Source organism: Streptomyces sp. NPDC002889, from assembly GCF_042888425.1.
Taxonomy (GTDB): domain Bacteria; phylum Actinomycetota; class Actinomycetes; order Streptomycetales; family Streptomycetaceae; genus Streptomyces.
Map to the genome: position 1 here is coordinate 35,276 of NZ_JBIAPT010000024.1, position 14,910 is coordinate 50,185.

The following is a 14,910-nucleotide window of genomic DNA, read 5'->3' on the forward strand; positions in this document are numbered from 1 at the left end:
ATACGTAGCCTGAGGAACGAGTGAGGCCGGAGACTGCTCAGTCCGGGAGCTTCGCTGCGTAAATCCAGTCGAAGCCGTCGCATCCGGTCCCGTCGAGGTGTTCCGCCCGGGTCTGGCCGGCACGTACGGCCACGCGCTGGGAGGCGGCGTTGGCCGGCCGGACTCCGGCGATCAGGCAGCCGACCCTCCCGGGACCCGCCGCGAGGGGCGGCAGCATTGGTGGCGACGACGTACGAACTGGTCGAGGGCAGTAGGCCGGGCGGGGCGGTCACGGTCGTCGCAACCGGCCCGGGCGGGAAGGTTCAGGACCCGGACGGCACGCTTCTCGGGCGGATCAGGCTACGCCGCGGCCTGTGCTTCCGCCTGGGCCGGACCCGGTGGACGGTCGAGCAGGGGCCCAGCGGTACGGGAACGGGCCGAGTGTCAGCGCGGGGCGTGGCCGGCCGACTGGGCTCGTGGGCGCTGTGGTGGACCGTGTGCCGGCCCTACAACATCGTGATGCTCCTCGCCCTGTTCGCCGGCATGGGGGAGGACCCTGTGGCCACGCCGCGCAGGGCCCTTGGTCGGACTCCGGCGCGACCGAGCCCTCGGTGGAGTCCGGACGAGCGACGGCGGTGCCGCCCTTCGTCGCCTCGATTTGACCGAACCGCCCATGGAAGGACTCGAGTTGTCGTCATTGTTTGCAGATCACAGTCTGCCGCGCCCACGGTGGAGGGGCGGGAGGGCGGTCGCCGACCGGCTCCGCGCCTCCTTAGGCTGTGCGTTGATCCTGACGGAAGGGGTGACGCATGGCGACATGGGGTCTGATCGTCGAGATGACCGTGGGCATGGGGGAGCGCAAGCACTCCGAGGCATACGTGATGGCGCATGTAGAAGGTGCGCGTGAAGAGGCCCTGGCGGAGCTGGAGAGGCGTGCCCGGCGCTTCACGCCGGAGCATCCCAGGAGTCCGAAGCGTCTCCGGCTCTTCCGGGACGGCGACGGCTTCCTGCTGGTCATCGATGGCGCCTGGCAGTCCTATGGTGTCCGGTTCACGGTCGCGGAGCTCCTGGAGGACACCGCCGCACCGGTGCCGTCGGCCCCGAGCGGGGCCGAGCCGGAGCCTGTGGACGCGGTGCCGTCGCCATCGGAAGAGCTGTATGAGGACGGGGTGCCGGTGAAGCCGGCGTGGCTGGGCCGCACCGATCTGTCGTGACGGACGGCATGCCGCCTCGGGCCGCGGCTTGCAGGGCCGGGCAGCCTGGGTAACTCGCGGGCCGCGGACTGCTGGACGGCCGGCCGGGAAGAACGGCGGCAACCCCTGCAAGGGCATCCGTTCCCGCACCGTCCGGCGCCCGCCGGGGCGACGACACGGTGCTCGTCCCCGCCCGGGTCCGCCGCACTCCGTAGCCCGTGGTTCGCCGAAGAGCGACGTCCGAAGCCCAGTTCCCTTGCCGCGCGGCGGCCAAGTGGCCGTCACTTGTCGGGACGCACGACTCCGAGGATATGCATCGAGCCGGCATCAGCGACGGTGACGTTCCGCCCGGGCCGGGGTGCGTGCACGATCGAGCCGTCGCCGATGTACATGCCCACGTGGCTGGCGTCCCTGTGGTAGATGATCAGGTCGCCGGGGCGCATGTCCTTGATGCCGATGCGTGCAAGTTGGCGCCACTGTTCCTGCGACGTACGGGGGATGGGGAGCTTTGCGGCTGCCCAGGCTTCTGACGTGAGTCCGGAACAGTCGAACGAATTCGGTCCCTCGGCGCCCCACTCGTAGGGTTTGCCGATCTGCAGGCTCGCGTAGGCGATGGCCTTCTCGCCCTGCGCGCTGGCCTCTCCCTTGATGTCCTTGATGATGCCGGAGCTCAACCACGTCGATTGAGCTTCGGCCCCGGTTTTCCGTTCCATCGCGAGGAGCCGCTCCAACTCCTCCTTCTTCAGCTTCGATTCGAGTTTCTCCGCAGCGGAGATACGTTCTTCGATCTTCGTCTGAGCATTCGCCTCGGCCTTGCGACTTGCCTCCAGCTTCCGCAACTGGTCCGAGGCGTCCCTGGCTTTCTCTCGGAGGTCCTTCTGTATCGTCGTCAGCGCGACCAGCACCCCCATGGTGCCCTGCTGGACCTGACGTGCCAGGCTGACGTCGTTCAGCACCTGCTGGGGATCGTCGCTCAGGAACAGATGGGCCTCGGGTGGCAGGCCGCCGCTGCGGTACTGGGCGCGAGCCGCCGCGCCTGCACGCGACTTCAGGTCCTCCAGGCTCTTCTCGCCCTTGGCTACCTCCTCGGCGAGCGCGGTCACGCGAGTGGACTGTTCCTCCGCTTTCTCCGCCGCGGCGTTGTACGCATCCGTGGCGACCTCCGCGTCGTGGTAGAGGTGGTCCAACTCCTTGCGTATCTCGCCGAGAGACGTGGGCCGGTCCGGCTGCGGCTCCGGGGTGGGAACCGCGAACGCGGCGCCCTGTGCGGTCACGGTGATTGCACAGACCAGGGCCATGACTGCTGTCGTCCGGCATCGGTGGCCGGTCACGCTCCGCCTCATCGTGGATGATGCTCCGTCATGCATTGAGGGCCATGTCTGTTGTGCCGCCCACGGAACAACAGACAGAGGCAGGGAGCTCATATGTCCCGCCCGCCCCTACAACGGGCTCATTGCTACGGGTGGTTCAAGAGAAGCGGGCACAATCACGGACGCCGACGGTCAAGAGTCAGGCTGAGCGGGCCGGCACCGCGAGAAGTCTGCTCCGGAGCTCGCCGGCCTCCTCGGTCATGCCCACTCGCACACAGATGTCGTACGCCTGTTCCCAGCAGGCACGCGCCCAGGACTGCTGTCCCATCCGGATCAGCGCGTCGCCGAGAACCCGCGCGCCCACTGCCTCGAGCCGGTCGAAACCCAGCTCTCGGCTCAGCACGATCCCTCGCTCGGCAAAACGAGCGGCGGACTCGGGCCGGCCCAGGTCCAAGTAGGCTTCGGCGCCCCTGATCAAGTTCCCGGCCTGCATGAAGCGCTGACCGTCGGCGCCGAGGATCTCAAGACTTTCCTGGTGTCTGCGCAGGGCCTCTGCCGGCCGCCCGAGCCTGCGCAGTACCTGCCCGACCCGGTACAGAGCCTGTACGCTGCCGTGCTGATCGTCGAGACTCTCGTACAGGCTCAACTGCCGATGGGCCGCGACGAGCAGCGACGGGTCGGATTGTCCGAGCCCCAGCCGTGTCTGGATGATGTTGCCCAGGGCGAGCGCCTCGACCGATCGGTCTCCTATGGCGCGGGCGATGGCCACGGCGCGACCGCCCAGCTCCGCGGCTTCGCGGTCGCGGCCGGCATAGGACTGCAGGATCGCGTGGACGTTCAGCGCCATGGCGTGAACCGTGTCGTCGCTGGTGCCGACCGACAGGTCGACGGCGCGGCTTGTCAGCTCGCGTGCGCCTTCGTGGTCGTTCACCTGCATCAGCGCGCCCCCGAGCATGTAGCAGACGCGTCTCTCGGCGCGACGGTCACCGGTACGGTGTGCCTCGGCCGCCACTTTTCGCGCGACGGGGATGACATCGCGCCAACGGTGCTCGGCCATCAGCAGTGGATCGAGGGCCAGCAGCAGATCGGCGGCACCCGCGGTGGCCGTGTGGACGACCTGCTCCACGAGTTCCAGCGCCGCAGTCAGTTCCCGGGCACCCCACGCGCACGCCTCTTCCGCATCGGCGAAGGTCACCCCCCGGTGCTCGGTGGGGATGAGCGACGCGGGAGTGGTGTGTCCCGGGCGGATCAGGCGGTACGCGTTGCGGGCGGTTGCCACCAGCAGGTCCAGCAGACGTGTGAGCGCCGCGGCGCGGGTGGTCGTCGACTCCTCCTCCTGGACGCGTTGTCGGGCAAACAGCCGGAGCAGGTCGTGGTACCGGTAGCGTCTGCGGGCCGGTGATTCCAGCATTCCGACATCGACCAGCGATTCCAGCAGGGGCTCGGCCTGCTGCGGGGGCAGATCGAGAACGGCCGCCGCGTCGACCAGACCCAAGGTGTTCGATGCCGGCAGGGCCAGCAGGCGGAACGCCCGCGCCTGCTGCTGGTCGAGCTGACCGTAGCCGAGACGGAAGCAGGACTCGACAGCCAGGTCCTCGACCTGCAGCTCGCCCAGGCGCTGCCGCTCGTCCTTGAGCTGGTCGACCGTGTCCGTGATGCTCCAGTCCGGCCTGACCGCGAGTCGAGAGGCGACGATGCGTACGGCCAGCGGAAGCCCGCCGCACAGGTCGACGACGCGCAGGATCGCAAGGCGCTCGGCCGCGGTCCTGGGTCCGCCGACGATACGGGCGAACAGTTCGGCTGCCACCTGCGGCTGGAAGACCTCCACGGCTACCCGTCCGGTGGCCGGAAGGGCGGCGAGCCTGGACCGGCTCGTCACAACGACGGCGCAGCTGCCCGATCCGGGAAGGAGCGGGCGGACCTGCTCCGTGTCGTGGGCGTTGTCCAGTACCACCAGGACCCGCCGCCGTGCCAGGATCGATCGGTACATCGCGGCCCGTTCCACAAGGCTGTCGGGCATGCCCTGGTCCTTCTCTCCCAGGGCCCGCAGGAATCCCGCCAGCACGGCTGCCGGGTCGGCAGGTGTGCCGTCCACGCCACGCAGGTCCGCGTGCAGTTGCCCGTCGGGGAAGTCGCCGCTCAGCTTGTGGGCCACGTGCACGGCCAGTGTGGTCTTGCCCGCTCCGCCCATGCCCGTGAGTACGGCGACCGGCACGGCCGTCCCGGAATCATCCGACAGGACCGCACTCAGCCCGTCGGTCTCCGTTTCGCGGCCGGTGAAGTCGGCGAGGTCGCAGGGTAGTTGGGCCGGTCTCACTGTCGATGCCCGGGGCACGGTCTCGGCCGGTGGCGCCACGAGAGACGGGTCTGCAGCCAGCAGCTGCCCGTGTAACTCCCGTAGTGCGGGACCCGGTTCGATACCGAGTTCCTCGATCAGCGTGTGTCTCGTGTCGTGGTAGACCGCCAGTGCTTCCGCCTGCCTGTCGCAGCGGTACAGCGCAAGCATCAGCAGCAGACGCAACCGCTCTTTGAGCGGATGGGCAGCGGTGAGTGTGATCAGCTCGGGTACGACGTCCCGGTGACCCCCGAGTTCCAGGTCCAGGGCCACTCGGGTCTCCGTCGCGCTCAAGCGCATTTCGGCGAGCCGGGATCGTTCCATGTCGGCGAAGGGCCCGGGGACCCCCGCCAGCGGGACGCCTTTCCAGCGGTCCAGCGCCGTGCGCAACAAGTCCCTGGCCGCACGGGTGGCACCTTGGGCGTTGAGCTCTCGGGCTTCGTGGAGCTGGTGCTCGAAGAGGGTGAGATCCACTGCTCCGTCGTGCACGTGGACTGCGTATCCGTTGGCGACCGAGACCAGAACAACGGGAGCCTGGTTCCTTTCCCGGTCCGGTTCGAGTGCGCCGCGCAGCCGGGAGATGTATGTCCGCAGCACCGGGACGGCTCCGGTCGGCGGGTCCTCGCCCCAGACGGCGTCGACGAGTTCCTCGACAGCGGCCGGCCCTCCCTTGAGCAGCAGCGCCGTCAGTACGGCCCGCTGCTGCGGTGAACCCAGCGGCACTTCGTTGTCGCCGCGCCATGCCTGTAGAGGCCCCAGAACCCTGAATCGCAGGTCAGCAACGCCGGTTGTTCTCATGGGTGTTCGCGCCCTCACAGAAGCGTTCTCTGTGATCGACCGTATCCGTCTGCGAACAGCGTGTGGGGTGGCGCGTTCAGAGCGTGAGACTGTCCCGCCGGTACGAAGCACCCTTTCGGCCGCATCTATCGCTATATTTTCAGGCGGTCATGAGGGGGACATGAGGTGATCCTCACAGGGGACATGGCGCCTCCACGCCGGGGGACCGGCCTGTACTCGTCCGCCCTGCCGAACAGGAGGGCTCTCAGAGGTGGGCCTGTTCGTTCTGCCATTGATGCATGGAACGCGGGGGAACAGGGTCCGCCTCCTGTGCCGGTGCGGTGCCCAACGTCACGAGGCGTCGCCGTACCTGCCGCATTGCTTCGGCGCGCGGGGGCGTCATCAGACCCTTGCCCTCGAGATGTGCCCACAGGTTCAGGAGTTCGCGGCCGTGTGCCGCGGTGGCCCGGTCGTCGTGCAGCCACTGCCACGCGGCCGTGGCCCGCATCACATCGTCCCCGGCGCGTGTGTCGCCCAGTCCGCAGCGGATTCGTGCGACTCCCAGCGACAGCACGGTGGCCAGCCGGTGGTCGCCGTCGACGTGCGCGACGTAGGCCTCCATGGCCCGGGCCTCCAGGGAGTGGGGATGATCGGCACCGTGATCGCTGGTGAGGCGCTCGTGCAGCGCGGCGGCGAGGACGGAGGCGTGTTCCGTGTCTCCCTGCGAGACGGCTTCCCTGATGCGATGCACTCGGTCGACGAGCGAGGCGGGGACCGGGGTTTCCTCGGTGTTCTCACCTACAGCACGTGAGGCGACGATGGTACGGCGCCGACCCGTTGGGCTGTCGGCGTCGGTGGGCGCGGCGGTCTCCTCCTCGGCCGGATCGGGGATACGGCTGGAGCCGTCGGGCGCCACCTCGATACGGAAGGTGCGGGCATCCGGTCGGTCGAAGACCGTTGCCTGCACCGGCTCCTGGCGGGCGTGCGCATGACGCTGGAGCAGATCGAGGATCGCTTCGTGGATGGATTGCCCCACGGCAGCGGCGACTCGTTCGCCGTTGAGGACGGCCGAGTTCTCATCGGAGACGTAGACGTCGAAGAGCGTGGGTGCGAGGGCGGGTTCGGAAAGTTTCATGGCTGTTGTTCTCCGTTGTCGGGCGGATCAGGGTTCGCGGCTTGTGACCTCGGGCACGCGCGCAGATCGGTTCGCCAGGCGTGAACGGGGGGTGTGTTCATGCCTCTCGACGGATTCGGGGAGGGCGCCGGTTCAACGCGGCAGGTCTCGTCGCGGGAGCAGGTACGAGGCACGGGTGAGGTAGAGGTACGAAGTGGCTTCCTGCGTGTGCCGGGTGCTGCTTCGTGTCGGCGACATGAACGCCGTTCGCTGTCGGCGCCGGGAAGGCGATGCGCGCGGGGTGGGATTGGTCACCCTCCCGTGTGTGCGACCGGTCGCCTTCCGGCCGTTGTCGGTCGTTCGGCGGCCGTCCCCGTCCTCGCGGCTTCCGGCAATCCGTTCGGCCCGTCCCCGGCCGCTGCGCTGATCGCTGCGCCGGGAATCGCGCAACCGCCGGGCCTGGGACCATGTTTCGGCCAGGTCAAAGGGCGCGCCGGACCGCGAGACGAGAGCCTGTGGTTCCGGACGACCCGCTAGGGTCCGGCAAGTGGATGCAAGTGGTGCAGACAATGTGAAGTTTTCTGTTCTGGGACCCGTGCGGGCGTGGCACGGCAGGACGGAGGTGGGCCTCGGCTCGCCCCAGCAGAAGGCGGTGCTTGTCGCACTGTTGCTGCGACGGGGGCACCCCGCCGCGGCCGGAGAACTGGTCGACGCGCTGTGGGGTGAGCACTCGCCGCCGGGCGCAGTGTCGGTCCTGCGTACGTATGTCTCACGCCTACGCAAGATTCTGGAACCGAACCGGGCGGCGGGCCAGAGGGCGGGGCTGGTGGTCTCGGTCGCTGACGGCTACGCGCTGCGCATTGCCCAAACCGCCCTGGACCTGGGCGTCTTCGAACAGCGCATGACGCGGGCCAAGCAGCTGAGGGCCGCGGGCGATCTGCCGGAGGCCGGGGAACTGCTGCACATCGCTCTCGACGCCTGGTCGGGCACACCGCTGGCCGGGATACCAGGGCCGCTCGCCGAGGCCGAGCGGTCCCGCCTGGCCGAGCGGCGGTTGAACGCGCTGGAGACCCGGATCGAGGTGGATCTCCAGATGGGCCAGCACGCCGAGCTGGTACCCGAACTGACGGTGCTCTGCGGCAATCATCCGCTGCGGGAGCGGCTGTGCGAGCTGCTGATGCTGGCGCTGTACCGCTGCGGACGGCAGGCGGAGGCACTGGAGGCGTACTGGGCCACCCGCCGGAAACTGGTGGCGGAGCTCGGCATCGAACCGGGTCCCGCGCTGCGCGAGACACAGAGGAGGCTGTTGGCCGTGGACCCGGCGCTGGCCGCGCCCGGCCCGGCCACCGATCTGGTCACGGCGGTCGGGCCGGCTCCCGTCGCAGGCGGGGGCGCCGCTTTTCCCGTGAGGCCCCGGGCTGCGGACCAGGCGCCCGCCGATGCCGATCCTGATTCCGGTGCTGATTCGGGTGCCGGTCCGGGCACGGCGGCCGGGGCGGACCGAGGGCGGACGGGAAGTCTTGAAGGGGCCCGATCCGGGTCCCCGGTCCCGGGTGCCGCTGTGGCCGAACCCTACGGAGCCGACGGGGACCTTGCGAGAGCCGGACCGGGCGGGTTGGCAGCGGTTGCCGATGAGTCCGCCGCGGCGGTGGTGGCTGATCCGGCAGGGAACCCGGCACCGGCTGGTGACAACTGGGGGACTGGCGAGAAGGAGCACCGAGGCGGGGCGGGACACGTGGAACGGGCCGCGTCCGCTGCGGCGCCGGCCGCTGCGCTGCCCGCCGCCTTCGAGCCCTTGCCCTCCCAACTGCCGGCCGATCTGCCGGCGTTCGCCGGACGCCTGGCCGAACTGACCAGGACCCGTGCCTTGCTCCCGGAGGGCGCAACCCCATCCACTGTGGTCATCAGCGCCATTGGCGGGATGGCGGGCGTCGGCAAGACGACACTGGCCGTGCACTGGGCCCACGAGATCGCGCCCCGTTTCCCCGACGGCCAGCTCTACATCAACCTCCGCGGCTTCGATCCCAGCGGCGCGGCCATGGACCCCGCCGAAGCCATTCGTGCCTTCCTCGGGGCCCTTGGCGTTCCTCCGCAGCGATTTCCGGCGGGACTGGACGCGCAAGCAGCGCTCTACCGCAGTCTGCTGGCCCGCCGTCGTGTGCTGATCGTGCTCGACAACGCCCGCGACACCGAGCAGGTTCGGCCGCTGCTGCCCGGCACGGCCGGCTGTCTGGTCATCGTCACCAGCCGCAATCAGCTTCCCGGCCTGGTCGCCACCGAAGGCGCACACCCCCTGACCCTCGATCTGCTCGCGCCTGCCGAGGCCAGGGAGCTCCTGACCCGCCGGATCGGGCGGGCCAGGCTGGAGGCCGAGCCGGAGGCGGTGGACGAGATCGTCGCGCTCTGCTCGGGGCTGCCGCTGACGCTGGCCATCGTGGCTGCCAGGGCGCTCACCTACCCCGAATTTCCGCTGTACGCCATCGCCGAGGAACTGCGCGAGAGCCACGGCAGTCTGGACGCGTTCGCCGGTACCGACGCGTTCACCGACGCCCGCGCCATCTTCTCCTGGTCCTACCATGCACTGCCGTCCGCGGTGGCCCGGCTGTTCCGGCTGCTCGCGCTGCACCCCGGACCGGACATCACTGTCGCCGCGTCCGCCGCTCTCGCCGGACTGCCCCTGCGCGAGACCCGCTCGCTCCTCGCCGACCTGACCCGCGCCCACCTCCTCACCCAGCACCTCCCCGGTCGCTACACCTTCCATGACCTGCTGCGCGCCTACGCCGCCGAAATCGCCGACACCCTCGACACCGAGGCCGAACGGCACGCGGCGCTGCACCGGATGCTCGACCACTACCTCCACACCGCGCACAGCGTCTCCACGCTGCTCACTCCCTACCGTGAGACGATCTCCCTGCCCGAGGCCCGGCCCGGTTCCGCTGTCCAGACGTTCCGCGATCAGAAGCGGGCGAAGGCCTGGCTGGTCACCGAGCGGCGGGTGCTGCTCGCCGCCGTCGAGAGGGCCGCCGAGGCCGGTTTCGCCGCGCACGCCTGGCGGCTCGCCTTCACCCTGGACCTGTTCTTCGACCGGCTGGGTCACTGGCACGACCAGTTCGTGATCCAGCGTGCCGCGCTGGATGCCGCCCGGAGCGTGCAGGACAGGCTCGGACAGGCGCATGCCGAGCGTGCCCTCGGCTTCGCCTGCTTCCGGCTGGACCGCGTCCAGGACGCCGTCCGCCATCTGCGCAACGCGCTGGACCTCTTTGCCGCGCTCGGCGACGCTTCGGGGGAGGCCCGGACCCACCGCTCCCTCGCCTTCCTGGCCAACGGCGCCGAGCGTTACCACGACGCGTTCGACCACTACCGGCAGGCCGGCGCGCTGTACCACGCAGCCGGCCACCGCAGTGGGGAGGCCAACGTCTGCAACGAGGTCGGCTGGACATACATCCTGCTCGGGGACCACATGAAGGCGCTCACCCAGTGCGCGCAGGCCATCGTGCTGCACCAGGAACTCGGCGACCTCAACGGTGAGGCCGCCGCTCAGGACAGCCTCGGCTACGCCCTGCACCATCTCGGGGAGTACGACGAGGCCATCGACTGCTTCCTGCGTGCGGTCGAGCTCTACCGGGAGCTCGGCGACCACTATCTGGAGGCCGACACGCTGAGCCACATCGCCGGTACCCGGCGTGCGGCGGGGGACCGGGATGCGGCCCGCACGGCATGGCAGCAGGCCGTTGCCATTCTGGAGGAGTTCGACCACCCCGACGCCGAACAGGTCCGCGAGTCCCTCCGCCGACTCGAGGAGGAGGTCAAGGCGGTCGGCCGGGTCCCTGAGCCGGAGCCCTCGGTGACAGTGCCGGATTCCGGGCGATCCGACACCGCAACGGAGCCTCCGCAGCTCGCCGTTGGGCCGTAGCGCCAAGGAAACGGTGGTGTCCCCGACCCGCGGCGGCCCGACCTGCCCATGGGCCGGCGGGGCGGGGGTGGAGCCGAGGCCGGCCGGTGGGGTCACGCCCGCGCCGCCCGTACCGGCCGCGACCCGACCATGGCGACCCCGCGCTCCTCCAGCGCCAGTCGCAGGGCCCGAAGGGCGTAGTAGACACGGGACTTCACGGTGCCCTGCGGGACGCCGAGAGCGACGGCGGCCTCCTGGGTCGTCCTGCCGACGAAGTACGTCTCGTACAGCACCTCGCGGTGTGCGAAGGACAGTGCCTGCAAGGCGTCGCCGACCACCACGGAGGAGAGCAGTTCCGCGATCTCGTCCGCCTCGGTGGTCAGTTCGCCCAGCCAACTGCTGCCGTCTATCTCGCGCGGACGTGCCAGTCGCCTCCGGTGCCCGTCGATCACCAGATTGCGGGCCACCCGGAACAGCCAGGGTCTGAGCAGCTGTCCGCCGACGCTCAGGTCCTGCCTGTTCCAGCACCGCAGCAGGGTCTCCTGGACGATGTCCTCGGCCCGGTGACTGTCCCCGCCGAGCAGGCGCACCACATAGGCGTAGAGCGGGTCCGCCTGCTCCTCGTACAGTGCGCGCAGCGCTCGTTCCCGTGCGTCCAGCGCGCCGGCCGATCCCATGACGGACCAATTCACGGCGTACTCCCTCGATCGTCCCACCCCCGTGGGCCGGGAGTGGTGAGGGCCGCAGACTCGGCTGCCCTCGCTTGCCCGGAGTCTTTCGGGACCGGATCCACGTGGCGTTGACGGCCGATTGACGTCTCGTACATCACTCGCGTCGAGGTGCCTCGTGACGAGAGGGAGCAGCTCGATGTCCGCCGCTGTCGTCCCGCCTGCGCGCCGAGCCGCTTCCACAGGGCGAGCAGCCGGAGGCCCTGCCCGAGCATCACGGCGCCCTGGCGGGAGATGAACACCTCGCAATGGGACGTCGGGGTCCGGGACATGGCTACTGCTCTCCGTCATCGGGTGCCTCGGGGGTCTCTTGCGGTGTTCCGCTCGGGGTGGGGGTGGGGCTGAAGGACGGCGGCGGGGCGCCGAGCCCCTGGTATTTCGCGAACAGCGCCCTGATGCCCACGACATAGCCCTGGGACTGATTGGTGGTCGGGATGCCGCCTGCTTCGCTTACCGCCTCCACGCCCGCGTCGTAAGCCACGAGCGTCAGGTCGAGCACGCTCCCGACGGCCTGGCCGCTGTCGAGGAGCCCTTGGACCTCCTTGGCCAGGGAGCACAGGTAACGGCCCTGGGCCATGATCGAGTCGGGTGCGTCGAACGCCGACACCTTGTCGTTGTCGTCCTCGTCCTTGCCGAACTCGTCGAACACGGCGGGGGGCAGCTGCGAGATCCCCTCGGAGTCGTCCGGGCCGACCAGCGTCGCGTTGAAGTTTGACTCCCGCTCGATCTGGGCGGCGATCACGATCGGACCGATCACGTCGCAGATCGCGCCCGCGTTCCGAATGGGTTCCACCAGATCCGACGGCACCTGGTCGGGGTCCAGTTCACCCTTCCCGTCCCCTTCGAACACCTCAAGGACCTCGTTGGCGTCGTCGGCCGGGTCCGAGCCCCCTCCGCCGCCCCCGAACAGCAGGATGAGAGCGATGAGCGGGGCGAGGAGCACCCCGAAACCGCCGATGATGATGATCACCACGACCCCGCCGAGCAGCACGGCGGGCGACATCAGACAGCCGAGCCCGCCTGTCGCGCCCAGGGCGATCTTGGTCGCGTTGGCGTTCCCCGACGAGCCGTCGGAGCGACCGCCCGCACCTGTACCGCTGCTCATGAGCGCATCAGCTCTCCCTCTTCTTCTCACTTGTCGTCGCTTGTTCGAAATGAGTCGCCGAAGTCTTGAACCGGTACGGGTGGGCGCCCGTTGTGGCTGTCTGACGGATCCCGACGGACTCGAAGAACGCAACGGGCCTGGAAGTGAACCGGTTCAAAGAGGGATGTTTCGATAGTGAAGAGAGGGGGTGGGACGCGCATGAGCGTTCCCCCAGCGGCGCCCACCGGGCCGCAGACGTGGGTGCGGGGACCGACCGCCCAGCAGCCCGCCGGGGAGCAGACCGCTCCCGCGCCGACAGGCCCACCGCATCAAGTCCCGGAACGGGATCCCTACGCGGCGCAGCCGGAAGTCCTGGACCGGCCCACGGTGATGATGCGGCCCGTTTCCACCGAGGAGCCGCGGGACGCCGGCCGGGGCGGCCACCCCGACCCCCGGCAGCAGCCGAGACAGCCGCGGCGCCCGGGCCGGACCCGGCAACGGGCGCTGGCCGGCCAAGGGATCGGCTGGGTCGGGGCGCACGGCGGCGCCGGCGCCAGCGCCCTCGCGAAGGTGCTCGGCGGCACCGACATCGGGTGCCGGTGGCCCGACGCGTCCCTGGGCGAGCCGGCCCGGGTGATGCTGGTGGCGCGGACGCACGCCGACGGGATGCGGGCGGCGTCCAGGGCACTGGACGCCCTTCGTGAGGGGCGGCACCCCGCCGGCATGGAGCTGGTGGCCCTGGTGCTTGTCGCCGACGCGCCCGGCCGCCTCCCTTTCGCGCTCGCGCGCCGCGTCCGGGTACTGCGCTCCGTGGCACCGGTGCGACGCGTCCCGTGGATTCCGTCCTGGCGGATGGGCAAGCAGACGAAAAACCTGCCCAAGGAGGTATTCCGTCTGGGCGTCCTGGCCGGGACCCGGCCCGCCGAGGCCGGTGAGCCACGGTGACGAACCCGGTCCCCACGGCCGGAACGCTCGCCGCGACCTTCCAGCCCGGCGCGGAAGCGGATCAGCTGCTCGGCATCCTCGCCTGGTGCTCCTCGGCGGCGGGAGTCGGCGGAGTGATCACGGTGGGCATGATGATGGCGCTCCAACTCCGCCGCGGTGACCCGGGCGAGGGCGGAGAACACTTCCGGGGGCTCTTCTTCGTCATGGTCGCATGCGTCCTGGCCAGCACCGCGGGCCCGATCGTGAGCTTCCTCGGCCCCCTCACGCTCTGAGGGCACTGCCGGGCCCACCGGAACTTCCAGGGCCAGCCTCCCGGGACCCATCCGGTTCCGTACCGCCCGCACCGTTCTTCCGGCCTCTTGGACCTTCCGGACCGCGCGGGGCTCCCCGACGTTCCGGGCACCTTTTCTTCCTCTCCCTTTCCTCGGCCACGCGTCAGTGGCGCACGACTTCGCAGGAGATTCCCATGAAGATGCTCACGCCTCACCTGTTCCAGGCCGCCGCAGTGCCCCCCGGGCCCGCCCCGGTCCCCAATCCCGGGCGAGGGGCGCCGGGCGAGCTCACGCAGAAGGTGGACACGGTGCTCGGCATAGCCGCCTGGGCAGGCACCGCCGCAGGTGTCGCGGGCGTCCTGATCACTGGCGCCATGATGGCCATCTCCCTGAAGCGCGGCGAGAGTTCCGAGCACATGGGCCGCCTCGGGATGGTGCTGGCCGGCTGTGTGCTGGTCGCCACCGCGGGCCCGCTGGTCTCCTTCGTCTTCGCCTGACCAGAGAGGTCGGACATCGTGTTCGGACGTAATCGGAGGAATGCCGGGGCGGAGTCACCGTTCTGGAAGCAGCAGGGATGGGTCCTGTCCGCGGCCTTTCTCGCCGTCGCCCTCGTCATGGCGGCAGTCACCTGGCTGACGACGGGCGACGACGGGCCGGCGGGCCCGGACGCGGCCGCCGGAAAGAAGGGTCCGCTGTCCCCCGCTGCCGAGAAGGGCGGTGAGGGGCAGCGCGGCGACGGCCGGCCGGACGGCTGCCGGACCGACGACAGCAACAAAGCGAAGCCGACGGCGTCACCCGGCGACGTCGAGTGGCGGCCGCTCAACATCGCGAGGGTTCCCGTGTCGGCCTCGGCGGGCCCGCTCCGGTTCAGCGGGCCGGTCATGTGGTGCTTCGCCCACACACCCATGGGCGCGGTGATGGCCGCACACATCATTCCCACACACATGAGCGGCAGCGACTGGCGCACCGTCACCGAGCAGCAGCTGGTGGCCAGTCCCGGGCGGGACATTTTCGTGGCACAGCGGTCCACCGTCCCGGAGTCGGCTCGCAACGGGAGTGCCGTCGGCTCCTACGCGGGTTTCGCGGTGACCTCGTACTCCCAGGACGCCGCCACGGTGCAACTCCTCATCAAGAACGGTTCGGGCGGCTACGGATCGACCTTCGTCGCCGTGAAGTGGGACGGCGGTGACTGGAAGGTGCAGGCCAGGTCGAGCGGCGCCCTCTACACGTCGATGACGACCGTGTCGGGGAACGCCGGATTCACCATGTGGAAGGTGTGAC

General features: G+C 69.9%; 11 protein-coding genes. 6 read left to right on the forward strand and 5 right to left on the reverse strand.

All coding sequences use genetic code 11. The features are described 5' to 3' along the window. The first annotated feature begins 788 nt into the window (after window positions 1–788). Window positions 789–1,193 (forward strand): hypothetical protein, encoded by a 405-nt coding sequence (locus tag ACFYWI_RS29820; protein ID WP_389238438.1) that lies wholly within the window; start codon window positions 789–791, stop codon window positions 1,191–1,193. 260 nt (window positions 1,194–1,453) lie between these two features. Here ACFYWI_RS29820 and ACFYWI_RS29825 read toward each other — a convergent pair whose 3' ends face one another. The 3 genes from ACFYWI_RS29825 to ACFYWI_RS29835 all read right to left on the reverse strand — a co-directional run bounded on the left by ACFYWI_RS29825 (window position 1,454) and on the right by ACFYWI_RS29835 (window position 6,729). Then, window positions 1,454–2,515 (reverse strand): NlpC/P60 family protein, encoded by a 1,062-nt coding sequence (locus tag ACFYWI_RS29825; RefSeq protein ID WP_389238557.1) that lies wholly within the window; start codon window positions 2,513–2,515, stop codon window positions 1,454–1,456. A 166-nt stretch (window positions 2,516–2,681) separates the two neighbouring features. After that, window positions 2,682–5,615, reverse strand: a complete 2,934-nt coding sequence (locus ACFYWI_RS29830) for a BTAD domain-containing putative transcriptional regulator (protein ID WP_389238440.1) — start codon at window positions 5,613–5,615, stop codon at window positions 2,682–2,684. 244 nt (window positions 5,616–5,859) lie between these two features. After that, window positions 5,860–6,729, reverse strand: coding sequence for a hypothetical protein (locus ACFYWI_RS29835; RefSeq protein ID WP_389238442.1), 870 nt, complete (start codon window positions 6,727–6,729; stop codon window positions 5,860–5,862). A 550-nt stretch (window positions 6,730–7,279) separates the two neighbouring features. Here ACFYWI_RS29835 and ACFYWI_RS29840 point away from each other — a divergent pair. Then, window positions 7,280–10,621 (forward strand): BTAD domain-containing putative transcriptional regulator, encoded by a 3,342-nt coding sequence (locus ACFYWI_RS29840; RefSeq protein ID WP_389238445.1) that lies wholly within the window; start codon window positions 7,280–7,282, stop codon window positions 10,619–10,621. 92 nt (window positions 10,622–10,713) lie between these two features. Here the strand turns inward: ACFYWI_RS29840 and ACFYWI_RS29845 are convergent, their stop codons facing one another. After that, on the reverse strand, window positions 10,714–11,292 hold the full coding sequence (locus tag ACFYWI_RS29845) for a sigma-70 family RNA polymerase sigma factor (RefSeq protein ID WP_389238447.1): 579 nt from the start codon (window positions 11,290–11,292) through the stop codon (window positions 10,714–10,716). 310 nt (window positions 11,293–11,602) lie between these two features. Next, window positions 11,603–12,433: a lytic transglycosylase domain-containing protein gene (locus ACFYWI_RS29850; protein ID WP_389238449.1), complete on the reverse strand. Its 831-nt coding sequence runs from the start codon at window positions 12,431–12,433 to the stop codon at window positions 11,603–11,605. Between the two features lie 198 nt (window positions 12,434–12,631). On the opposite strand from ACFYWI_RS29850, the gene ACFYWI_RS29855 reads away from it, so the two are divergent. From ACFYWI_RS29855 to ACFYWI_RS29870, 4 genes are all read left to right on the forward strand, one after another. Continuing rightward, on the forward strand, window positions 12,632–13,357 hold the full coding sequence (locus ACFYWI_RS29855; RefSeq protein WP_389238451.1) for a DUF6668 family protein: 726 nt from the start codon (window positions 12,632–12,634) through the stop codon (window positions 13,355–13,357). Further along, window positions 13,354–13,629 (forward strand): hypothetical protein, encoded by a 276-nt coding sequence (locus ACFYWI_RS29860; RefSeq protein ID WP_389238453.1) that lies wholly within the window; start codon window positions 13,354–13,356, stop codon window positions 13,627–13,629. The genes ACFYWI_RS29855 and ACFYWI_RS29860 overlap by 4 nt, the downstream gene beginning before the upstream one ends. A gap of 200 nt (window positions 13,630–13,829) precedes the next feature. Then, entirely contained in the window at window positions 13,830–14,126 is a 297-nt protein-coding gene (locus ACFYWI_RS29865; RefSeq protein WP_389238559.1) for a hypothetical protein, read from the forward strand. A gap of 18 nt (window positions 14,127–14,144) precedes the next feature. Then, complete coding sequence (locus tag ACFYWI_RS29870; RefSeq protein WP_389238455.1) at window positions 14,145–14,909, forward strand: hypothetical protein; 765 nt, start codon at window positions 14,145–14,147, stop codon at window positions 14,907–14,909. Window position 14,910 lies beyond the last annotated feature (1 nt).